Origin of the sequence: Streptomyces sp. NBC_01508, assembly GCF_045040315.1 — a bacterium.
In the GTDB taxonomy this organism is placed as follows: Bacteria; Actinomycetota; Actinomycetes; order Streptomycetales; family Streptomycetaceae; genus Streptomyces.
The window spans coordinates 776,131-796,895 of record NZ_CP109419.1 but is presented as its reverse complement, the minus strand read 5'-3'; the positions used below and the strand labels follow the sequence as shown (position 1 = coordinate 796,895).

General features: G+C 70.8%; 18 protein-coding genes and 1 pseudogene. 14 read left to right on the top strand and 5 right to left on the bottom strand.

Features of this window, described 5'->3' with window-relative positions; genetic code table 11:
- The first annotated feature begins 46 nt into the window (after positions 1 to 46).
- A complete protein-coding gene (locus OG700_RS03665; RefSeq protein ID WP_405608785.1) occupies positions 47 to 709 on the top strand; it encodes a Tn3 family transposase in 663 nt (220 codons plus the stop codon).
- Between the two features lie 33 nt (positions 710 to 742).
- Here the strand turns inward: OG700_RS03665 and OG700_RS03660 are convergent, their stop codons facing one another.
- Complete coding sequence (locus tag OG700_RS03660; RefSeq protein ID WP_405608782.1) at positions 743 to 1,405, bottom strand: response regulator; 663 nt, start codon at positions 1,403 to 1,405, stop codon at positions 743 to 745.
- Complete coding sequence (locus OG700_RS03655; protein ID WP_405608779.1) at positions 1,402 to 2,580, bottom strand: sensor histidine kinase; 1,179 nt, start codon at positions 2,578 to 2,580, stop codon at positions 1,402 to 1,404. Before OG700_RS03655 ends, OG700_RS03660 begins: the two co-directional genes overlap by 4 nt.
- A gap of 207 nt (positions 2,581 to 2,787) precedes the next feature.
- Here OG700_RS03655 and OG700_RS03650 point away from each other — a divergent pair, with 207 nt between their 5' ends.
- The 5 genes from OG700_RS03650 to OG700_RS03630 all read left to right on the top strand — a co-directional run bounded on the left by OG700_RS03650 (position 2,788) and on the right by OG700_RS03630 (position 8,937).
- On the top strand, positions 2,788 to 3,708 hold the full coding sequence (locus OG700_RS03650) for an ABC transporter ATP-binding protein (RefSeq protein WP_405608776.1): 921 nt from the start codon (positions 2,788 to 2,790) through the stop codon (positions 3,706 to 3,708).
- On the top strand, positions 3,705 to 4,559 hold the full coding sequence (locus OG700_RS03645; RefSeq protein WP_405608773.1) for an ABC transporter permease: 855 nt from the start codon (positions 3,705 to 3,707) through the stop codon (positions 4,557 to 4,559). The genes OG700_RS03650 and OG700_RS03645 overlap by 4 nt, the downstream gene beginning before the upstream one ends.
- Positions 4,560 to 5,147: 588 nt before the next feature.
- Positions 5,148 to 5,729 (top strand): recombinase family protein, encoded by a 582-nt coding sequence (locus OG700_RS03640; protein WP_405608770.1) that lies wholly within the window; start codon positions 5,148 to 5,150, stop codon positions 5,727 to 5,729.
- A gap of 302 nt (positions 5,730 to 6,031) precedes the next feature.
- Entirely contained in the window at positions 6,032 to 8,230 is a 2,199-nt protein-coding gene (locus tag OG700_RS03635; protein WP_405608767.1) for a SpoIIE family protein phosphatase, read from the top strand.
- A 377-nt stretch (positions 8,231 to 8,607) separates the two neighbouring features.
- Entirely contained in the window at positions 8,608 to 8,937 is a 330-nt protein-coding gene (locus OG700_RS03630) for an NUDIX domain-containing protein (RefSeq protein ID WP_405608764.1), read from the top strand.
- 32 nt (positions 8,938 to 8,969) lie between these two features.
- Here the strand turns inward: OG700_RS03630 and OG700_RS03625 are convergent, their stop codons facing one another.
- Together OG700_RS03625 and OG700_RS03620 are read right to left on the bottom strand one after the other, a co-directional pair.
- A complete protein-coding gene (locus OG700_RS03625; protein WP_405608761.1) occupies positions 8,970 to 9,137 on the bottom strand; it encodes a hypothetical protein in 168 nt (55 codons plus the stop codon).
- 611 nt (positions 9,138 to 9,748) lie between these two features.
- Positions 9,749 to 10,948 carry an FAD-dependent monooxygenase gene (locus OG700_RS03620; protein ID WP_405608758.1) on the bottom strand — a complete coding sequence of 400 codons (1,200 nt, stop codon included), beginning with the start codon at positions 10,946 to 10,948 and terminating at the stop codon, positions 9,749 to 9,751.
- Between the two features lie 110 nt (positions 10,949 to 11,058).
- Between OG700_RS03620 and OG700_RS03615 the strand changes: the two genes are divergently transcribed.
- The 3 genes and pseudogenes from OG700_RS03615 to OG700_RS03605 form a co-directional block, all read left to right on the top strand.
- Positions 11,059 to 11,778 (top strand): TetR/AcrR family transcriptional regulator, encoded by a 720-nt coding sequence (locus OG700_RS03615; protein ID WP_405608755.1) that lies wholly within the window; start codon positions 11,059 to 11,061, stop codon positions 11,776 to 11,778.
- Between the two features lie 97 nt (positions 11,779 to 11,875).
- Positions 11,876 to 13,441 carry a serine/threonine-protein kinase gene (locus OG700_RS03610; RefSeq protein WP_405608752.1) on the top strand — a complete coding sequence of 522 codons (1,566 nt, stop codon included), beginning with the start codon at positions 11,876 to 11,878 and terminating at the stop codon, positions 13,439 to 13,441.
- 510 nt (positions 13,442 to 13,951) lie between these two features.
- Positions 13,952 to 14,416, top strand: a pseudogene (locus OG700_RS03605) (methyltransferase domain-containing protein); the annotation flags it as partial.
- 32 nt (positions 14,417 to 14,448) lie between these two features.
- Here the strand turns inward: OG700_RS03605 and OG700_RS03600 are convergent.
- Positions 14,449 to 15,753 carry an MFS transporter gene (locus OG700_RS03600; protein WP_405608749.1) on the bottom strand — a complete coding sequence of 435 codons (1,305 nt, stop codon included), beginning with the start codon at positions 15,751 to 15,753 and terminating at the stop codon, positions 14,449 to 14,451.
- Positions 15,754 to 16,008: 255 nt separating this feature from the next.
- On the opposite strand from OG700_RS03600, the gene OG700_RS03595 reads away from it, so the two are divergent.
- From OG700_RS03595 to OG700_RS03575, 5 genes are read left to right on the top strand one after another with little or no spacing between them, the layout of a single operon-like run.
- The gene (locus OG700_RS03595) at positions 16,009 to 16,806 is read left to right on the top strand and encodes a methyltransferase (protein WP_405608746.1); all 798 of its coding nucleotides are present in this window, start codon (positions 16,009 to 16,011) and stop codon (positions 16,804 to 16,806) included.
- Entirely contained in the window at positions 16,803 to 17,645 is an 843-nt protein-coding gene (locus tag OG700_RS03590; RefSeq protein ID WP_405608743.1) for a Rossmann-like domain-containing protein, read from the top strand. Before OG700_RS03595 ends, OG700_RS03590 begins: the two co-directional genes overlap by 4 nt.
- A gap of 20 nt (positions 17,646 to 17,665) precedes the next feature.
- A complete protein-coding gene (locus tag OG700_RS03585; RefSeq protein ID WP_405608740.1) occupies positions 17,666 to 18,703 on the top strand; it encodes a GHMP kinase in 1,038 nt (345 codons plus the stop codon).
- Positions 18,624 to 19,646 carry a pyridoxal-phosphate dependent enzyme gene (locus OG700_RS03580; protein WP_405608737.1) on the top strand — a complete coding sequence of 341 codons (1,023 nt, stop codon included), beginning with the start codon at positions 18,624 to 18,626 and terminating at the stop codon, positions 19,644 to 19,646. The genes OG700_RS03585 and OG700_RS03580 overlap by 80 nt, the downstream gene beginning before the upstream one ends.
- A complete protein-coding gene (locus OG700_RS03575) occupies positions 19,643 to 20,764 on the top strand; it encodes a FecCD family ABC transporter permease (protein ID WP_405608734.1) in 1,122 nt (373 codons plus the stop codon). Before OG700_RS03580 ends, OG700_RS03575 begins: the two co-directional genes overlap by 4 nt.
- The last annotated feature ends 1 nt before the right edge of the window (position 20,765 follow it).

Below are 20,765 nucleotides of genomic sequence, written 5' to 3'. Positions count from 1 at the left end.
GCGGCCCTGCGCAAGCTGGTGAACGCCACCTTCGCCGTCCGGGCTGATGCCGAGGCTGAAGAACATCGGCTCCGCGAAGCTGTACCGGCCGGCGGCCGGGGAGGACGACCAGGGGCCGAACCTGGGCCCGGTGCTCTCCACCAAGACGATCGACTGGGACCTGATCGCCCAGCAGTACGACCAGATCGTGAAGTACACCACTGCCTTGCGCCTGGGGACCGCGGAGGCCGAGCAGGTCCTGCGCCGGTTCACCCGAGGAGGGCCGAAACACCCGACGTACCGGGCGATCGAGGAGCTGGGCCGGGCGGTGCGGACCTTGTTCGTCTGCGACTACCTGGCCGACGTGGAGATGCGCCAGGAGATCCATGAGGGGTTGCAGGTGGTGGAGAACTGGAACTCCGCGAACAAGGATCTCTTCTACGGCAAGGACGGCGACTTGGCCGGTTCGGACAAGGAGTCCCAGGAGGTCAGCATGCTCGCGCTGTACCTGCTCCAGTCCGCGCTGGTGCACGTCAACACGCTGCTGGTGCAGGAGCTAGCCGATCCGAAGTGGGCGGACAAGCTTACCGACGCGGACCGCCGGGCGCTGTCGCCGCTGTTCTGGACCCGTGTGAATCCGTACGGCCGCCTCGATCTGGACCTGTCCATCCGGGCGACGGTGCCCGGCCCGCGCACGCCGCAGGGTGAGACAGCAAGCACCTCGGCGTGACACTCCGGGCCTGGCCGGAGCAGTGGTGCTTGCTCAGCCGGGCAGAGTGACGAGCCCCATCTCATAGGCGGTGATCACGAGCTGGACCCGGTCCCGGGCGCCCAGTTTGGTGAGGAGGCGTGACACGTGCGACTTGGCGGTGGCCACCGTGATGAAGAGGTCCTCCGCGATCTCAGTGTTCGTCCGGCCGCGCCCGATGAGGGTCAGGACTTCCTGTTCCCGCTCGGTGATGCCCTCGACTGGCCGTGGCGAGCGCCGCGGGGGGTTCCCGACGAAGTCGGCGATCAACCGGCGCGTGACCCCCGGCGCGATCAGCGCATCGCCGACGGCGACCACGCGGATGGCTGCGAGGATGTCGTTCAATGCCATGTCCTTGACCGCGAAGCCACTCGCTCCGGCCCGCAGCGCGCCGTAGACGTGGTCGTCCTCGTCGAACGTGGTCAGGACGAGGACGCGCGTCGCGGACGGGCCGGCGGTGATCTGGCGGGTGGCCTCGATCCCATCCATGCCGGGCATCCGGATGTCCATCACCACGACGTCAGGGCTGATGTCCCTGACCAGTTGGACCGCCTCGGCGCCGGTGGCGGCTTCGCCGACGACCTCCAGGTCGGGGTGATCGGCCATGACCAGACGCAGGCCGGACCGCACCAGTGGCTGGTCGTCGGCGAGTACGACGCGTACGGGACCGGTGGTCATCGGGCCTCCACCGCGACTTTGACGGGGGCGGGCAGCGGCAGCCGGGCCGTCACCCGGAACCCGCCCTCGGGGCGCGGCCCGGCGCTGAGGTCGCCGGACAGCAGGGTGACCCGCTCCTGCATGCCCACGAGGCCGAAGCCGTGGGCCGATCCGTTCTCGGTGGCACCGCGCCCATCGTCGACGACCTCCACGGACAGCTCCTCGTCCCCGTAGTCGATGAGTACCCGACAGCGTCCGGTGCCCGCGTGGCGGACCACGTTGGTCAGCGCCTCCTGAACGATACGGAAGGCGGACAGGCCGATGTCGGCCGGCAGAGGGCGCTCTTTCCCACTGCGGCGCACATCAACATGTACCCCCGCGTCGGCCGTGGCCGCCGCCAGCCGGTCGATGTCCGCCAGACCTGGCGAGGGTGCGAGGACTGCCTGCCCTCCCGTGGCCGCCGCACCCGGGCCTGCCTGACGGAGTGCCACCAAGGTGTGCCGAAGGCCCGACAGAGTCTCCCTGCTGGTGGCCTCGATGGCCCGCAGTGCCTCACCGGCCTCCGTGGGCCGGGTCCGGATGACTTGGCTCGCCGCCCCTGCCTGGATGGCGATGATGCCGATGCTGTGCGCGACCATGTCGTGCAACTCCCGGGCGATCCGCAGCCGTTCGGCGATCACGGCCTCGGCCACCTCCTGTGAACGCAGTGCCACCGCGTGCTCGCGGCGCTCACGGCTCAGCAGTCCGACCGTGCAGGCCGCTGCCATCGCCAGGAGGGCGATCACGACGTTGACGATCAGATTGTCCCCGTGCGCGTAGCCGCCGATGATCAGGAGCTGGATGATGAGGGATCCGGCCACGGCGACGATCGAGGCTCGCCGCGCGCAGATGGCGACGATGAAGCCCAGGACGAGGTCCACCGCCAGATACGACAGAAACTGGCCCTGGTGCGAAGCCGACAGGTTCACACGGGCGGAGCTCGGGGCGCCCACCACCACGGCGGTGGATCCGAAGAGCGCAATGGATAGCGCCAGGAACGGCATGCGTCGCAGCACACCGACGAGCAGACTCGCGGCAAGCAGTGCCCCGATACCGTGGACGGTGCCCGAAGCCCGCGGCGCGCCTCCGATGAGCAGCCCCACCGCGAGGAGATATAGGGCGCCTCCCACCCAGGCCATGGTCTTCGTTCTCGTCATCGCTGGTGTGGCCTCTCAAGAGGGAGACCGCGCCGTGCGACGCGCGAGGGCAACGGGGTGGTCGGTATGGCGTCCATCCCGCGAGGGTATCCAGCTGCCGCCCCTGGGGGATCGGCCCGCGGACGTACGCCCACGGGCGAAGGCGGCCGCGCGATTGCCGCCCACGGCCCCATGACCGGACGGGGCCCTCCCGGCAGGGTTGTCCCTGTGATCGAAGTCAACGAACTCACCAAGCGCTATGGCGACAAGACCGCAGTCGACCAGCTGTCCTTCACCGTGCGACCGGGCAAGGTCACCGGATTCCTCGGCCCCAACGGAGCCGGCAAGACCACCACTCTGCGGATGATCCTCGGCCTGGACGCGCCCACCGGCGGCGGTGCCACAGTCAGCGGTGTCCCCTTCCGCAGCCACCCGCGCGGGCTGCGGCACGTCGGCGCCCTCCTCGACGCAGGCCAGGTCCACGGCGGACGCACCGCCGCGGCCCACCTGTCCGCCCTGGCCTACAGCAACGGGATCTCCCCACGCCGGGTCGACGAGGTGCTGCACGAGGTGGGCATGGCCGAGGCCGCGTCCCGCCGCATCGGCGGCTTCTCGCTCGGCATGAAGCAGCGGCTCGGGATCGCCACCGCGCTGCTCGGCGACCCGCCGGTGCTGATGTTCGACGAGCCGGTCAACGGCATGGACCCGGAAGGCGTGCTCTGGATGCGCCGCCTCTTCCGGCGCCTGGCGGCCGAGGGGCGTACGGTCTTCCTCTCCAGCCACCTGATGTCGGAGATGGAGAACACCGCCGACCAGCTCGTCGTCATCGGCCGGGGCCGGCTCATCGCCGCCGAGTCGGTACGGGACTTCGCTGCACGCAGCACCCGCCTTGGCGTCGTGGTGGGCACGCGGCAGGCCGCCGAGCTGACGGCAGTGCTGACCGCCGCGGGGGCGTCGGTCGAGCCGGAGGGGTCGGCGGACGCCCAGAAGCTTGCCGTGACCGGGCTATCGGCGGACCGGATCGCAGCGCTCGCCTTCGAGAACCGGATCCTGCTGAACGAGCTGACCACCCGGACCGCCTCACTGGAGGAGGCCTTCATGGAACTCACCGCCGGCAGCGTCGAATACCAGGCAGGACAACCCCGATGACCACACTCTCCTCGGCCACCCCGACCATCTCGGCCGTGACTGTCGCTGAGCTGGCCGTCCGGTTCCGCAACCTGCTCGTCTCCGAATGGATCAAGATACGGTCCCTGCGCTCCACCCCGTGGACCCTCGCACTCACCACCCTTTTTGTCATCGGGTCCGCCGCTGTAGCGGCACTGACGGAGATCAACAGACTCCGGACGATGAGCCCGGCAGCAAGGGCCGATCAGGGATTCCTCGTGTTCGACGCGTTCCCCGCGGCCGGTTACATGGCGCTGATGCTCGTCGCCGGCAGCGTCGGCGCCCTCACCGTCGTGAGCGAGTACAGCAGCGGCCTGATACGCACCACCACCGTGGCTGTCCCCGCGCGTGGTGCGGTGGTGTTGGCCAAGGCGGTCGTCACCGCCGCGCTCTGGACCGCGGTCGGTACGGTCATCTCCACCGGTTGCTTCCTGATCTCCCAAGCCATCCTGAACGGGCAGCAGGCCGGAGTTCCGCTCACCCATCCCGGAGTGCTCCGGGCGTTGGTGGCATCCTCCCTGCTGGCCCCAGTCTGCGCACTGATCGGCCTCGGCTTCGGCGCTCTGATCAGGCACAGCGCCACCACCATGGTCACCAGCGCCTTCACCCTGGTGATGCTGCCGCCGATCTTCTCGCAGAGCGCACGCTGGTCCGCCGCGGTGAGCCACGCGATGCCGGTCACGGCATGGAAGCGACTGGTCCAGAACTGGGCGCCGGACCCCCATTCGCTCGCCTACAGCTCCACCGTCCCCGGTTCGTGGGCCGTGTACGCGCTCTGGCCGCTGATCGCGGTCGTCCTCGCGGTGCTCGTCGTGCGGCACCGCGACGTGTGAACGTGCCTCCGAGATTCGGAGGCACAGGGCAAGGCCCTCGAAGCTTTCGCAGCCTCGATGGCCGTCTCTCACAAACGACCCTTTCTCGGAGCAAGATCAAGAACAGTCAGCGGGAGCGGCCCGGGTCGCGGATTCACTGTCACAACTCGCTCTCACTCAAAAGTGGAACCAGGCATGTTCTGGGAAATGTTTGTGACAGCATCCGGGGCCATGACGGACCCTCAGATCGCACTTACGTCCGAAGCGGACGACGTCGAGCGCCATCCTTGCCCACGCTGTAACGCTCAGCCAGGCTCACCCTGCCGCTCGCGTTCCGGCGCGGTTGCCGGGACCTACCACACCGGCCGCTTCACCAAGGTGCCCCGGCTCGCGAAACTCCTGCGCGTGCCCACCCCTGCCGACCGCGGCCCCGGCCAGCCGTGGCGGCCCGGCGCCCGCGCCTGTCGATCACGACACCCCGACCGCGGACATCCGCATCGGGTACGCGCGGTGCTCCAGCCTCACCCAGGAACTCCAGTCGCAGCTTGACGCGCTCGCCGGACACGGCATCCCACGGGACAAGATCTTCGCCGAAAGTTCAGCACCCGGATGCGGGTCCGCCCGCAGTTCGAGGCCGCGCTCGCCGTCGCGAGGGAGATCAAGGCCCACGCCCCGCACTGCCGCGTCATCTTCACGGTGAACGAGATGAAGCGTCTGGGACGCGACGCCGCGGAGCTGACAGCGCTCGCCGACCACCTCACCGCCCACGGCCTGGTCCTGGAGATGCTCGCCGGCCCTCTCCAGGGGATGTACGACCCCAGCGGACCGGGGCGCCTGCTGTTCGGGTTCTTCGCAGCAATGGCGGAGACGGAACGGGAGAACATCCGGGAGGCCACCCTCGAAGGGCTGGACGCCGCGGCCCGCAAGGGCAACCACGGCGGCCGACCGCCGGTCATCACCGACGACATGCTGCACACCGTGCTCCGCCGCCGCGCGAACGGCGAGACCGTCGAGGACATCCAGCCCGACCTCCTCATCCCCACTGGCCGCCGCAAGGGACAGAGCCCCAGCCTCTCCAGCGTCTACCGGGCGCTGGCCGAGCACGAGAAGACCCAGGCGTACCCGGAGGCCGTCGAAACGGCACACGCCGACTTCGCCGCCCTCCAGCAGCGCGACCGCAGCCCCACGTAGTTGCTCAGCGCTACACACCACCTGGCGGTAGCTATACGAGAACAGGGCCGATACGACCTCGCCGGCACCGGTCCCACCGCCACCGAAGCCTGACCCGACGCCGGAGGCGCGCCCGCGACCGACGACGACCCGCGCGCCGGCACGGGTCTGCTCGCCGCCGACCTCGCCCACCACGACGGGCTGCTCGGCTCCCCGCCCAGTATCCGCGAAGGGATGCGGAATCAGCTGATCCGCACATGCCCTGTACCCCGTACCGGGGGATCATCGTTGTGAGGCGGTCCGCAGATCAGAAAGAGTGGCCGATGTTCGAGTTCGAGAGCTTCGAGGAAGCTACCGTCGCCGCCGCGCTTTTGACTGGCCCCCGGCACCGGCTGGTGCAGTGCAACCGGGCCTTCCGGGCACTGTTCGGTTTCTGGCGTTGCGGTCAGGAGGCCGGCGTCGCCCTGGCCGGCTCGGGGCTGCGCCCGGTGCTCCGGGCGCTGGACCGGGCCGGGACCGACCGCTCCCCTGCGCTGCTCGATGCTGCCGGGGTCACAGCCCAGGGACCGCCCGGGCATCGATTCTGGGTGGTGAGCTGTCTGCCGGTGACCTCCCGGCACGGGGCGTCCGTGCTACTGCTCGCGGTCAGGGCGCCGGACGAGCTGGGGGGCACCGCCGTGCGCCCGGCGGACACAGCGGATCCCAACGCGGACCTGGCGCGGTACGAGGCCCTGCACTCGGCCGTGCCTCAGGTGGTCTGGCGGATGACCCCGCAGGGCGAGGTCTCGGCTCTGGTCGGCAGCCTCGGGGAGACGGGGGGCGGCCTGTGGCACCCCAGTCAGCCCGCTCTCTCCTGGATGGACGCAGTCCACCCGAAGGACCGCGACTGGTTCGCCGGACAGTGGGCCGCCACGGCCCGGGGCGACGCGCTGCTCGACGCCGTAGTGCGGATCCGGCGGGCCGGGAACCCCGTCCGCTACCGGCATGTCAAGATCATCGCCGTGCCCGTCCTTCGCCGCGGTGAGCTCTACGAGTGGATCGGCACCGTGGCGGACGCCGAGGACCAGTGGCGCCAGCAGACCCGGGACCGTCTGCTGAAGCGGGCGTCGGCGACCGCCTCCGCCCGCGACCTGCGAGAAGCGTTCGCCACCACCGCCTCCGCTGTGGTGCCCGATCTCGTCGACGCCTTCGTCGTCTTCCAGCTGAGGCACCCCGAGCACACCCGGTCCGGCGCCGAAGCCCTCAACGCCACCAGGGCACGGACGGCGCTCGCCGCCGGCGTACCGCCGCTCCCGCCGATCACGGACGACTTCACACTCGGCGCTCTGGCCGAGACAGTGGTCGACAGCCGACGGACGAAGCTGGTGACCTTCCCTCCCGGCGAACCGCCGAAAGCCCTGGTGTCAGAGCCGTCCGCCGACTGGATGGTCCAGGCCCGCGCCACCAGTCTGGCCATCGTGCCCGTCGTCGTCGACGAACGGACCGTGGCGCTGGCCGCAGCAGCCACCTGCCTCGGCAACCCGCCGCCCGACGACTCCGAGCTCCGCCTGCTCGAAGAAGTCCTCCACAGCGTCCGGGGCCCGTTGCGGCGCGCTCTGGAGCTCCAGAGCGTCCGCCACACCGCCCTGGTCCTCCAGCGGTCCTTCCTCACCACGCCGCCCCACGTCGACGGCGCGGAACTGGCCGCGGTCTACCAGCCCGCCAGCGCGACGGCGGAGATCGGCGGTGACTGGTACGACGCGATCGTGCTACCGGACGGCGCCGTCGCCCTCTCCATCGGCGATATCGCCGGACACGACCTCGACGCGGCAACCCAGATGACCAAGGCCAGCAGCATGCTGCGAGCACTGGCCTACGCCGACGGCCCGGCCGACCCCGCGCACACACTCAGCCGCCTCGACCACGTACTGCAAGGCGTCAGCACCGCCCCCCTCATCACCGCCCTGCACACCGAGCTCCGCCCGACCGCAAACCGCGCCTGGAGCGTCACCCTGTCCAACGCGGGACACCCACCGCCCCTCCTGATCCCCGCCGACGGCCCGCCCCGCTATCTGCACGGCCCCCTCACACCCGATCCACCCCTGTGCGTCGCACCGGATATGGAGCGCCACCACTCACACCACGAACTCACCGACGGCGACACCCTGCTGCTCTACACCGACGGACTGGTCGAAGTGGCAGGCACCGACATCTCCGACGGCTTGCAGCGCCTTGCCGACCAGGCCAACCTCGCCCGCAACCCCGACATACCCCTCACCGAACTCGTCAACGCACTGCTTCCCCTCCCTCACGAGCGAGCGGACGACGTGGCCATTCTCGCGTTCCGCGCCGACAGCAGACGTCAGCCGCCACACGGCGCAGGATCGCACCTCCTCGTTGAAGGCCCCGCACCAGGGCGTCCAGCGGGCCGGGGACGACGCGCTGCGAGCCGGCAAGCGCCGCTGCCGCATCCGCTGCCGCAGCCACCGACAGACGGACCACGGCGGGCACTCCGGCGTGTCCGTCACCGGCGCCGAGGCTGACCTGTGCTTGCGATGGCGGCTTGCCACAGCAGCGGCTCAACACGATCACGTCTCAGAGCTTCTGTACGAGGTCTATGCGTGGCGCGGGCTGCGCCGTACGGCTGCCCGTTCCGTCGGGAGGGGGAGCCGTACGGTCAGCGGTTCGTCAGACCCTCCGAGGATGAGCCGCAACACGGCAGGTGAGGCTGGACGATGGCATTCCATCGGGCGAGGGCATCGAATCGCAGCCTGATGGACACGCGCCCGTCGGGGTGGGAGCTGAGCACCTGGGAGGCGTGTCCGTCACCGGCGCCGAAGTATGCCGTCCGCGGCCAGGACAGGGCGTCAGCGGCTACGGTCCGAACACTCCGGCACTGCCCCGCACTGCGAGGAAACCCATGACGCACCCGCCCCCCACTTGGCCCGTTTCCGTCAAAGGCGTCGCCCTGGACCTGCGCGGCCGGATGCTGCTGCTGAAGAACGAACGTGACGAGTGGGAACTGCCCGGCGGCCGGCTGGAGGCAACGGATCCCAACCCCGAGTCCACGGTCGAGCGCGAACTGCACGAGGAGCCGGGCTGGACGGTGAAGGCGGGGCCGCTGCTGGACACCTGGATCTACCAGCCGCTTCCGCCTCGTACTGGACGTACTCGGATGCCTTCGAAAACGCTGTCAACGAAGCGAGGTGCCGTGCCAGGCGTCCCGGGCCCCCGAAGATCCGCCGGCTAGGTGGGCCAGATCGTCGTCGGCCGGACGGGGCATCATCTCTTGCCGCTGCTCTCGTCGTGGGCGCCGTCGACGGCCGGCAAGCGCCGGTCGACCGACGCGGCGAGGTCGGCGAGGCGCACGCGCCGCTGTTCCTCGGGCGTCTTGGCGAACTCCGCGAGCTGTACCGCCTGATTCTTGATGCACTCGACTAACGCGATCACTCACCATGTGGGCACCACAGAAGCTGAGCCAGAACCACGACTCGTGAATAAGTCCACCGCGCGCACCCGCCGCGGCCCCCACTCCTTTTCCGATGCGGCTTCTCCTGCGTGCGGCCATGCTCGACCGGGCGCTTCACATGTGGCAGCGGCTTCGGCGTCGTTGAGATCACGACCTGCGGCAACTCCGCCTCACGCAGGCAGAGCCAGTTCATGTCGTGGACCTCTTGCGCCGTGTGCCCCGACCAGGCTGCGTACTTGTCCAGCCACGCCTTGTTGAACGCCCCGCCATGCGGCGTCCTTGGCCCTCTGCGGTACGGTCCCGGCTCCGCCTTGGGTACCAGTTGGGGACCATACGGTGTAGGCACAGGTGAACGGCATGGACAGCGGAGCACGCCGCTCTCCCTTATTTCTAGCTGTATATGCAGACAAAAGGGATCAGTCTTACTCCTGGGGGTCAAGGGGTCGCAGGTTCAAATCCTGTCGTCCCGACTCGTGACAGTCGTAGATCGGGGCCTGTTTCGGAGAAATCCGAAACGGGCCTCTGGTCATTTCGGGGGCCGGGCCGGGCGAGTGGGGCCGGGCGGGGCCGAACGCGCCGATCTCCGAAGGGGTCACGGCCACCGGCCGGTGGGGCTGAGGTCGGCCGGATGGTCGGGCAGGGTCACGGTGCTGCTGACTCGCTCTCCCAGCTTGAGCATTCCGTTCAGGAGCAGGGGACGGGACAGCAGGGTGTTGCGCAGACGCAGGCCGGCGGCGGTGCCGGGGGCGAGGAACTTTCCCGTGCGCTCGCCGCCCGCCTGGCAGCCCTTCGCGTACTTGCGGAGCCTGCTTTCGTACCGCGTGAAGGCCGTCCGGTGGTCGCCGCGGGCTCGGGCGAGTTCGCAGGCGAGCACATAGGCGGCGACCACCGCGGTTCCCGAGCCCATGCCGCCGATGGTGGCCCCGCACGCGGCGTCACCGACGAGACAGACTCGACCCGTCGACCAAGTGTCCACGTCCGCCCGGCTGATGGAGTCGAAGTACAGGTCGGGGGCCTGGTGCAGGGAGGCGAGCAGGTGGGGCACCTCCCAGCCGAGTCCGGAGAACGCGTTGTCGATCAATTGCTTCTGCCGGTCGAGGTCGTGGCGGTCGTAGGACAGTTCCGGCGAGGCGAAGGCGAAGAACGCCCCTGCCCGGGCCGGATCCCGATGGTCGGCGCCGGCGGAGGCGAGCCGCCCCGGCACGTTGTACCCGACCGACCCCTTCTCCAGGCCCAGTTCATTGGGGAGCCGCCAGGTGGCGGCGTAGTACCCGAGGTGGCTCACATAGTCCTCCTCCGGGCCGAAGGCAAGGCGGCGGACGTTGGAGTGCAATCCGTCCGCGCCGATGACCAGGTCGAAGTCGCGTGAGGCTCCGCGCCGGAAGTCGACGCGGACGCCGGACGGCGTCTCGGTCAGGCCGGTGACCGAGTCGCCGAAGACGTACTCGGCGCGGGGGAGGCTGTGCTCGTACAGCACACCGGCCAGGTCTGCGCGCGGCACCTCTATCTCGCCCCCGGCGAACTCGGCCGGCAGCCGCAGCAGTGTCCGGCCGCGTTCGTCGACGAAGCGCATCGGGCTGCCGCCGGTCTGGATGTCGCGCAGCGCGGGAAGCAGGCCCATGCGCTCCAGCACGGTCAGGTGCGTCTCGCCGCGGAAGTCGACGGCCTGGCCTCCCTGGCGCAGGGCGGGGGCCAGTTCGAGGACGGTGGGTTCGAAGCCGAAGCGGCCCAGCCAGAAGGCCAGCGCCGGGCCGGCGATGCTCGCGCCGGAGATGAGGACGTTCTTGTTCACGGCATGCCTCCGCTCGAAAACTGTGTCCTGAGGACACTATTAATTACTGTGTACCCTAGACGCAGTTGTTTCGGCAAGGTGCGAGCTGCGAGGCGGGAGGAGCGGCAGCCATGGATGGTGAGCGCACCGAGATGGTGCGGCTGCTGTGGGGTCCACACCCCAAGCCCGCGCGAGGTCCCCGGCCGACGCTCGACCTGCGCCGCATCGCGCGGGCGGGGATCGAGATCGCCGACTCGGAGGGGCTGGGCGACGTGTCCATGCAGCGCGTCGCCGCGCGGTTGGGCGTGACGAAGATGGCGCTGTACCGCTACGTACCGGGCAAGACGGAGTTGGTCGCCCTGATGGTGGAGGCCGCGATCGGGCCTTGCCCGCCGCCGGAGGAGGGTCGGTCCGTGGGCTGGCGGGAGCAACTGGAGCAGTGGGCAAGTCAGTTGCTGACTCTCTTTCTCCAGCACTCCTGGGTGCCGGCCGCGACGGTCGGGCCGCGCGTCCAGGGGCCGGGGGAGCTGTCCTGGCTGGAGCGTGCCGTCTCCGCGCTGGACGGCACGGGGCTGAACGGTGCCGAACGGATGGACGCGGCTGTCCTGCTGGTCGCTCACATCCGCGGCATCACCCAGCAGGCCCACGCGGCGGGCGGCCCCGCCGGCACCCCGGAGGCACAACTGGGGGCCATCCTGGGCGACTTGATGCGGTCGCACGGAGAGGCGTTTCCCGCACTCACGGCGGCCCTCGCGTCGGCGGTCGAGTCCGACGGCCAGGATCAGGCGTGGGAGTTCGGGCTGCAACGCATCCTGGACGGCTTGGCCGCGCTCATCGACAGGCGCGGCTGACCCTGGCCTCGGGTCACGTTCCCGATGGGAGAAAGGCTCATCTCGGAACGTTCCGCCCAACTGCTTCTTTCGCCATGAGGATTCGTATGATGCGGCAATGGCAAGTCACGGGGATCTCATAGCGGGGCGCTACCGCGTCACGACACCGCTCGGACGCGGCGGTATGGGCACGGTCTGGCGGGCGAACGACGAACTGCTCGGCCGCGCCGTGGCGATGAAGGAGCTGCACGTCGACCTGGAGCTCTCGCCCGCCGAAGCCGAGAGCCGGCGCGGACGCACGCTGCGCGAGGCGCGCTCGGTCGCGCAGGTGAAACACCCCAACGTCCTGGTCCTGCACGACATCGTCCAGCACGACGCGCAGCCCTGGCTCGTGATGGAGCTGATCGACGGCAGCTCGCTCTCCGACCGGATCGTGGCGGACGGCCCCGTCCCGCCCGCCGAGGCCGCCCGTATCGGACTCGCGCTGCTGGCCGCGCTGCGCGCCGCGCACACCGCCGGAGTGCTGCACCGTGACCTCAAGCCCGCCAACGTACTCATGGAGGCGGGCACGGATCGCGTGGTGCTCTCCGACTTCGGGATCGCGCAGGTCGACGGGCAGGCGACGCTGACGGAGACGGGGGCGTTCGTCGGCTCCGCCGAGTACACCGCTCCGGAGCGGATGTCGGGGGAGCGGGCGGGCCCGGAGTCCGATCTGTGGTCGCTCGGGGTGCTGCTCTGCGCCGCGGTCGAGGGGGAGACGCCGTTCCGCCGCGACTCGCTGGTCGGCGTGCTGCACGCCGTGGTGATGGACGAGGCCAAGGTGCCCGACTCGGCCGGTCCGCTGCATCCGGTTCTGGCAGGCCTCCTTGAACGAGACCCTGGCCGGCGGCTCGGCGCGGACGAGGCGGAGCAGGCGCTGCGCGGCTTCCTGATGGAGGGGCGGGCACCGACCGTACCCCTGCCCCACATGCCGGCGACCCTCCACTCCGGGGCGTCGATCCCGCCCGGCGACCCGACCCTGCTCGGCGCCGCCGCCGCACCGACCGGGCGCCCCCGGGTCCGTACGGCGATCCTTGCCGGCGCCCTGGTCGCCGCCCTCGCGGCGGGCGGTACCGGCGCGTGGGTCATGACGCGGGACGACTCCACCGCGGGGCAGGAGGGGACGGGGCAGGCATCGAAGAACCCCGACATGCCGAAGGACCCCGGAAAGAAGAACTCCGCCGCCCCCGGCAAGGACAAGCCCGCGGACTACCGGACGGTCAACGACCCGAGCGGCTTCACAATGGCCACGCCCACCGGCTTCCTCCGCTCCTCCGAACCGCCCCGCGTCTACTACAACTCGACGGACAACGCCTTCCGTATAGGCGTCCACCCCCAGCCGCTGGACCCGAACGGCCCCGCGGCGGTGATGCGCCAAGCGCACAAGGACGGCCCGTCGGACTACCCCGGCTACCGAAACGGCTCGGTCCGCGAGACCACCCACAACGGCTTCCCGGCCGCTGTCTGGGAGTTCACCTGGAACGGCGGCCCCACCGACGGCGGCCCGCGCCGCACCTACGACCTGAGCTGGAACGAGGGCGGCAAGATGTACGACCTCTGGGTCTCCGCGCCGGCGGGCCAAGCAGCGGCAGGCGAACGCCACTTCATCAAGGCCCACAGATCCTTCGCCCGGACCGGCTCCTGACGTGTGCTTCACGGGAACCACGCATACGGCCTGAGGTGGCCGGAGGCGTCGAGTGCGGCAGCGGTGGACATTCGCCAAGCGCGGGAAGAACACTTCGTGAGCTGAGGCGTTTGAGGCTCTCTGCGAGTCTGACCGGGGGTCAATTCCGGTACCCCTGTTGGCGGAAGCCCGCGCGGAAGTTCCGTCGCCGGAGGAGCAAGGCTACGCAAATGCGCTGCCTGAAGGGCGGCCCCGGTGGCTGGTGGCTGGCGGGCTTGTGCTGTCGGTCGCGTCGCGAGGGTGGACATCTGTGCGAAGAAAACGACACTGCTGGCGCTCTACCCCGCCCGGGTAAGGGCATTCGCCTTCCTTCGTGTGATGACAGGTGAAGTCGGCAAGAGGGAGGGTAATTCGGCGTACCTACAGGAGGGCTGAGGATCACACATGACCGTTGAAGCCGACCGTGAAGCCGTACTGGCAGAGCCATCCGGGCAGCAGAGCCTGGCGACGTCCGCCGCGCGGAAGTTGGCGACGGCGAGGGAGCACGGCGTGGACGACAAGGTCCGCTTCCACCTCAAGAACATGCTGCACACCGGATTCGAGAGCGACAGCTTCCAGGCCATCTGGAACAACGAGAGCACCAAGTACGTGGACCTGACCCTCCTGTTCCCCGAATACGCCAGGCTCCTCAAGCACGGCGGTCGTTACGTGACCATCACCGGCTGCTACAACGACGCCTACGGGCTGCCGTCCCGGGCCGTCAGTGAGATCAACGCCCATTACATCTGCAGCATTCATCCCCGCAGCCGCTACTTCAAGGAAATGGCCGCCAACCGCCTGGTCCCCGTCAGCGTCGTCGACCTCACCGCGGCCACCATCCCCTACTGGGAACTGCGCGCCGAGTCGCCCCTGGCGACCGGCATCGAGAAAGCCTTCCTGGACGCCTACAAGGACGGCAGCTTCCAGTACCTGCTGATCGCCGCCTACAAGGTCTGATAGCCGGGTTGGTCTGCCGGGCGTCAAGGTGCTCACCCCGCCCGCACGCTCTCGGCCGGGGCCGGCCCGCGCGAGAAGTGGCGCGCGCTGGGGACGAGGGCGGCGGCTGCCGGGGCCATGAAGCAGATCAGCGTGCACACGGTCAGTACGGCGCGGGCGCCGAAGGCGTCGATGGCCGGGGCGATGAGCGCGAGGCCGACCGGCGCGAGACCGTACGACAGCATGAAGTCGAGAGAGGAGACACGGGCGAGCCTGTCGGGTGCCACCTCGCGCTGAGTGGCGGTGAACCAGGGGACGTTGAACAGTTCGATGCCGATTCCGGCGACCGCGTACGCGGCGATGACGACGGCGGGGTGCACCGGGAAGAGCAGGCTCAGCGGGGCGAAGCCGTAGGCGGCCAGTCCGGCGAGGGCTGCCCAGCCCTGGGAGGGCGGGCGCCAGCGCGCGATGAGCAGTGCGGCGGCGAGGGCTCCGGCGGTGTAGGCGGTGGTGGCCGCCGCGAGGACCACACCGGTGTCGTACCGGTCCCGGCTGACCAGGGGCAGTGCGACACCGGTGGCCGAGTAGCCGGTGGCGATGACGGCGGTCAGTGCGGCGAGCGTGGCCATGAACCAGGGGTGCCTGCGCGCCTCGCGCACCCCGTCGGCGAACTCCGCGAGGAATGAGCCGCGTTGGGGCGCGGCACCGGGCACACCCGGCGCGCCGCGCCCCGTCCCGCGCCCTTCGCCACGACCACCACGCCCGGGTATGAGCGCGGCAAGAAGCCAGAGCGCCCCGATGCCCAGGAGCAGTGTCCCGGTGCCGAAGGCGACCGCGAGCAGCGCGGTGAGGGCGGGTCCCGCGAGGGTGCTGACCCGGACGGAGAGCGTCATGGCGGCGTTGGCCTGCTGCCTGCGCCCGGGGTCGACGACTTCCGCCGTGAGGGCCTGGAAGGCGGGCCGGCAGGCGCCTTGACCGGCTCCGGCCAGAGCGGCGGCGAGTGCCATCAGGGGAAGCGAGCGCCCCAGTCCGGCGGCCAGGAGCGGGGCGGAGGCCGCGGCCACCAGGCCCGACCAGAGAACGACTCCGCGCCGGGAGTGCCGGTCCGCCAGCACCCCGCCCACGGGGACCGCCGCGAGGAATCCGGCGGTGCGGGCGGCCAGGAGCAGGCCGAGCGCGGCGGGGGACAGCGTGCGGTCGAGTACGGCGAGGCCGAGGACGAACGGCAGTGCCCAGGTGGCGAGCCCCGACGCGGTGGCGCCGGACCACAGCCGCAGGAAGGCGGCGTCCCGCAGCACGGAACGCGCGGGCGGGGGAGCGGACTTGGTGAGATCTGTCGGGGTGGGTGGGGTCGGCACGGTGTGACGCTCCTGACATCGGGGACCATCGGGGGCCGGATCGGGGGCCTGTTGATCCGGCTCCACCACCGCCAAGGACTCGCAGGACGGGGCCTGTTGACGTCGTACGGCGGCGAAGGACGGAACGGCGTGGGCCGCTCGGGGGCGCCTAAGGGTAGCAAGATGAAAATGATTATCGTTATAGTGCGGGCTGGCTCGCGCTTCCCCGTCAGAGGCGTGGGCCCTATCTGCCCCGTCTTCGACCGGAGGACCCTGATGGACCCGACACTGACCGGATCCCGACGCCGATCCGAATCCCGATCCGAATTCCGACCCGCACCCCGATCCCGATCCGGATCCGCCCTGCTGGAACAGCTCCCGCCCCCGCTCCCCGCAGAGCGGATCATCGCGCTCAACCAGCCGAAGGACGATCTGCACACCACCCGCGCCTACACCTGGGAGGGTTGGGACTTCGAGGCACCGCCGGGCGTCTTCCTGCCGGGAGCGACCAGCCGGATGATCCACGAGCGGCTGCTCGACGGCCGGATCGAGGTCCGCGGGCGCCGGTACGGTGCCATGGGCGCCGGACTGGGCGTCGAGGCCGTCGCCGCGGGCATACGCGGGGCCCGGGAGATCTACGCGTTCGACATCCACGCCGAGAGCGTGGACACCGCCGCCCGCCACTACGAGCGCCTGGTCGGCACCCGCGAGGGCACCGCCTTCCTCCCCGCGGCGGGCGACCTGTTCGACAGACTGCCCCCGGGCGTGCGGCTGGACGTCATCACCTTCAACCCGCCCGCCGTCAGCCGGCGAGTCAGTGACGACCCCGCCGTCGTGCGCAACGTGTGCGTGGGCGCGCCCCTTCTGACGCGGTTCTTCACCCAGATCCGCGAGCGGGATCTGCTCGCCGAGGGCGGCGAGGTCTTCCTCGTCGTCTCCAACACCGCCGACCTGCGCACCATCGTGCGCGATGCCCTGGACCAGGGATTCACCGCCGAGATCGACCACCTCCACGACTGGCGGGACGGCGTCCTGACCTTCCTGTTCCGGCTGACCCGAGGAGCCCGGTCATGACCTCGCGGACCTCCCCCGCCCGCCCCCGCACCGTCGACCACCTGATGTCCGACGTCCTGGCGGGAGCGCACGGCCCGGACCCCGCCGGCCTCACGGCCACCAGCGCGTTCTGGATCCACCACGGCACCCGCCTCGCCGGCGGTGACACCACCTACCTCAACCAGTACGTCCTCGTCAGGCTGGGCGGATCGTTCGGCGCCTGCGCCTTCGAAGCCGGTGAGGTCGACCCCGCCGTCTGCCGGGACGCGTCCGGGGTGCCCCTGGACGTACTGCTGCGCGACGCTCCCCGGCCGATCCGGATCGCCGCCCTCGACGCGTACCTCACCGAGGCCGAGCCCCACCCGCGTGCGGTACGGGCCGAGCCGGTGCCCCTGCCCGCCGGGACGCCGGAGACCCGGGCAGTGGCACGGGACGCCGCGGTGGCCGGTCTGCTGGACATCGCGCCCGGCGCGCGGGTCGGGCTCATCGGCGTGGTCAACCCTCTCGTCGCCGCGATCCGCGAGCGCGGCGGCATCCCCCTGCTCTGCGACCTCAACCTGCGCACGACCCAGTGGGGAGACCCGGTCGGCGCCACCATGGACGCCGTTCTCGGGTCCGCCGACGCCGTCATCGCCACCGGAATGACGGTCGGCAACGGCACTTTCGACACCATCCTCGCCCGCTGCCGCGCCCGCGCGGTGCCGCTGATCGTCTACGCCCAGACGGGCAGCGCGGTGGCGCGCGCCTTCCTGGGATCGGGCGTGACCGCCCTGTCGGCGGAGCCGTTCCCGTTCTCCCAGTTCAGCGCGGAGCCCACCACGCTGTACCGCTACCGCGCGCCCGCCGGGGGCGGCGCGTGACGGCCGGCGCGGAACACGCCATGTCCGGTACGGGCCAAGCCAGTTGCCACCACGGCGAGATCCTGCAAGGCGTCTTCCTCGACGCCCGAGGTCGACGCTGCGCCGGTCTCGTCACCCTGCCCCTGGCCGGCCTCGGCACCCGCGCCGAGGCCGTGATCCGGCCGGGCGTCCCGCCCGGGACCCACTCGGTGCACCCGCCCGACCGCACGAAGGCGCTGCGCGCCGCGGCCATCGCGCTGCGGGAGTGCCGCGCCCGGCGGCCCCAAGCCCCTTTCGGCGGACTGGAGTTGAGGCTCGACGGCGATGTCCCGCTGGGGCTGGGCATGGGCTCGTCCAGCAGCGACGTCATCGCAGCTGTACGGGCGGTCGCGGACGCCTGCGGCGTGCGACTGCCGTCGCGGACCGTGGCCCGTATCGCGGTACGGGCCGAGCGGGCGTCCGACCCGCTGATGCTCGACGGCCGGCCCACGCTGTTCGCCCAACGGGAGGGCCGGGTCCTCGAAGTCCTCGGTGCCGCGCTGCCGCCCGCCGTGATCGTCGGCTGCGCCCTGGGAGCGGGGCGGCCCGTGGACACCCTCGCCCTCCCGGCCCCGGCCTGCGACGACGACGACGTGCGCGGTTACGAACGGCTGCGCGCGCTGCTGCGGCGGGCGATCGCCGAAGGGGACACCCGACTGCTCGGGCACGTGAGTACACAGAGCGCCCGGCGCGCCCAACGGGTGCTGCGCCACCCGGAGTTCGACCGCCTGTCGCGCGTCGCCGAGCGGACCGGGGCCGTGGGGGTGCAGCTCGCACACAGCGGCAGCGTGGCCGGGCTGCTCTTCGACCCCGCCGCCCCGGACCTGCGGGCCCGCCTGGGCCGCTGCGTACTCGCCCTGGGCCGCGCCGGTATTCCCGTGACCCGCACCTTCACGACCGCCGCGCCCGTCGAGCCGGCCCAGCCCCGCACGCCCCTCACGACCATCCAGGAGTCCCGCCATGGACGAGCACATCGCCGACGCGATCGGACGCCCCGATCTGATACGGATCGACGAAGGGCTCATCTGTCTGCGCTTTGAGACCATGAAGGCCGTCTCCGCGACGGCGGCGGTACGCCACCTGCTCGACACCGGCACCGTACGGCCCGGCGACACCCTGCTGGACAGCTCCAGCGGCATCTACGCGTACGCCCTCGCCCTCGCCTGCCACCGCTACGGCATGCGCTGCCACATCATCGGCTCCACGACCGTGGACCACACCGTGCGCACCCAACTCGCCGTGCTGGGAGCGGAGTTCGAGCAGATGGATCCCAGCGACGACCTGAAGCTCGACCAGAAGCGACGGGTCGCCCGCATCCACGAGATCCTGGCCAAGCACCCCGAGTACCACTGGATGCGCCAGTACCACGACGACATCCACTACCTCGGCTACCGGGCCGTCGCCGACCGCGTCCACCAGGAGACCGGCCCCGGGCCGCTCACCGTCGTCGGCGGAGTCGGGTCCGGCGCCTCGACAGGAGCGCTCGCCCGCCGCCTGCGGGAGCACTCACCCGGTGTCGGCCTGATCGGCGTCCAGCCGTTCGGCAGTATCACCTTCGGCAGCGAGCACGTGCCCGACCCCGACATCATCATCGCCGGAATCGGCAGCTCCATCCCCTTCGCCAACGTCGACCACAGCCTGTACGACACCCTGCACTGGCTCGCCTTCACCGCCGCCCTCGCCGGCAGCGTCGACCTGCTGCGCAGGCACGCCGTCTTCGCCGGACTCTCCACGGGAGCCGCGTACTTGACCGCCCGGTGGGAACGGAACCGGGACCCCGGACGGACCTTCCTGTTCATCGCCGCCGACACCGGCCACCGCTACACCGACTCGGTCTTCGCCCGTCATCACACGGCACAGCCGGCCGACGCCCTCGCCCCGCGCACCGTGTCCACGCTCGACCAACTCGCCCACCCCTGGTCACGGATGGACTGGAACCGCGCCCCCGCCCCCCTGCCCGCACGCGAACGGCCGACCCGTTGACACTCCACCACCCCACACCCACCCAGCTCCCGGAGACCGGCACCCCCGCGACCCCACCCGTCGCGGACACCGGGCGGCTCCACCGCCCGCCGGCCGTCGCCGCCCTGTGCGCGGCCCTCGCCCTCGTGCTGGCGGGCTCCGTACTCCTCGCCATCAGCCTCGGTCCGGCGCCGGTCGCGCCCGGTGACACCGCCCGCTTCCTGTGGGCGGCGATCGGCGGCGGCCGCGTCGCGGCGGCCGACATCACGACGTATCAGATCATCTGGGAGATCCGCACCCCGCGCGTGCTGCTCGCCGCCCTGGTGGGCGCCGGGCTGAGCGCGGTCGGTGTCGCCATCCAGGCGATGGTCCGCAACGCGCTCGCCGACCCGTTCGTCCTCGGGGTCTCCTCCGGAGCCTCCGTCGGCGCCGTCGGCGTCACAGTCACTGGGGGGCTCGCGGGTCTCGGCGTGTACGCGGTGTCGGCCGGTGCTTTCGCGGGCGCCCTGTTCGCCTCCCTCCTGGTATATCTCGCCTCCTCGCGCGGCGGCGCGCTGTCCCCGCTGCGGCTCGTACTCACCGGCGTCTGCGTCTCGTTCGGGCTCCAGGCCGTCATGAGCGTGCTCATCTACCTCGCACCGAGCAGCGAGGCGGCCGGCACCGTCCTGTACTGGACGATGGGCAGCTTCGGCGCGGCGAGCTGGGCCGCCCTGCCGGTCGTCACCGCGGCTGTCCTGCTCGGCATCGTGCTGCTGCACCGGCGCAGCCGTTCGCTCGACGTCATGGCGCTCGGCGACGAGACCGCTGTCAGCCTCGGCATCAGCCCCGACCGCCACCGGCGCCTCCTGCTCGTCCTCGCCTCCCTGCTCACCGGAGTCATGGTCGCCGTCAGCGGCGCGATCAGCTTCGTCGGACTGATCGTGCCGCACCTCGTGCGCCTTGTGGTCGGCGCCGGACACGCGCGGGTCCTGGCCGTCGCCCCGCCGGCCGGGGCCGTCTTCCTGGTGTGGGCCGACCTGATCGCCCGCACCCTGGTCGCCCCCCGTGAACTGCCCCTCGGCGTCATCACCGCACTCGTCGGAGTGCCGGTCTTCATCACGCTGATGCGCCGCAAGAGCTACGTCTTCGGAGGCCGCTGAC

Excerpts from the sequence above, each read along its gene's own strand:
- OG700_RS03585 (WP_405608740.1), top strand. The coding sequence starts at position 17,666 with ATGTCCGGTACGGGCCAAGCCAGTTGCCACCACGGCGAGATCCTGCAA.
- OG700_RS03645 (WP_405608773.1), top strand. The coding sequence starts at position 3,705 with ATGACCACACTCTCCTCGGCCACCCCGACCATCTCGGCCGTGACTGTC.
- OG700_RS03665 (WP_405608785.1), top strand. The coding sequence starts at position 47 with ATGCCGAGGCTGAAGAACATCGGCTCCGCGAAGCTGTACCGGCCGGCG.
- OG700_RS03655 (WP_405608779.1), bottom strand. The coding sequence starts at position 2,580 with ATGACGAGAACGAAGACCATGGCCTGGGTGGGAGGCGCCCTATATCTC.
- OG700_RS03580 (WP_405608737.1), top strand. The coding sequence starts at position 18,624 with ATGGACGAGCACATCGCCGACGCGATCGGACGCCCCGATCTGATACGG.
- OG700_RS03595 (WP_405608746.1), top strand. The coding sequence starts at position 16,009 with ATGGACCCGACACTGACCGGATCCCGACGCCGATCCGAATCCCGATCC.
- OG700_RS03630 (WP_405608764.1), top strand. The coding sequence starts at position 8,608 with ATGACGCACCCGCCCCCCACTTGGCCCGTTTCCGTCAAAGGCGTCGCC.
- OG700_RS03635 (WP_405608767.1), top strand. The coding sequence starts at position 6,032 with ATGTTCGAGTTCGAGAGCTTCGAGGAAGCTACCGTCGCCGCCGCGCTT.
- OG700_RS03610 (WP_405608752.1), top strand. The coding sequence starts at position 11,876 with ATGGCAAGTCACGGGGATCTCATAGCGGGGCGCTACCGCGTCACGACA.
- OG700_RS03615 (WP_405608755.1), top strand. The coding sequence starts at position 11,059 with ATGGATGGTGAGCGCACCGAGATGGTGCGGCTGCTGTGGGGTCCACAC.
- OG700_RS03660 (WP_405608782.1), bottom strand. The coding sequence starts at position 1,405 with ATGACCACCGGTCCCGTACGCGTCGTACTCGCCGACGACCAGCCACTG.
- OG700_RS03640 (WP_405608770.1), top strand. The coding sequence starts at position 5,148 with ATGCGGGTCCGCCCGCAGTTCGAGGCCGCGCTCGCCGTCGCGAGGGAG.
- OG700_RS03590 (WP_405608743.1), top strand. The coding sequence starts at position 16,803 with ATGACCTCGCGGACCTCCCCCGCCCGCCCCCGCACCGTCGACCACCTG.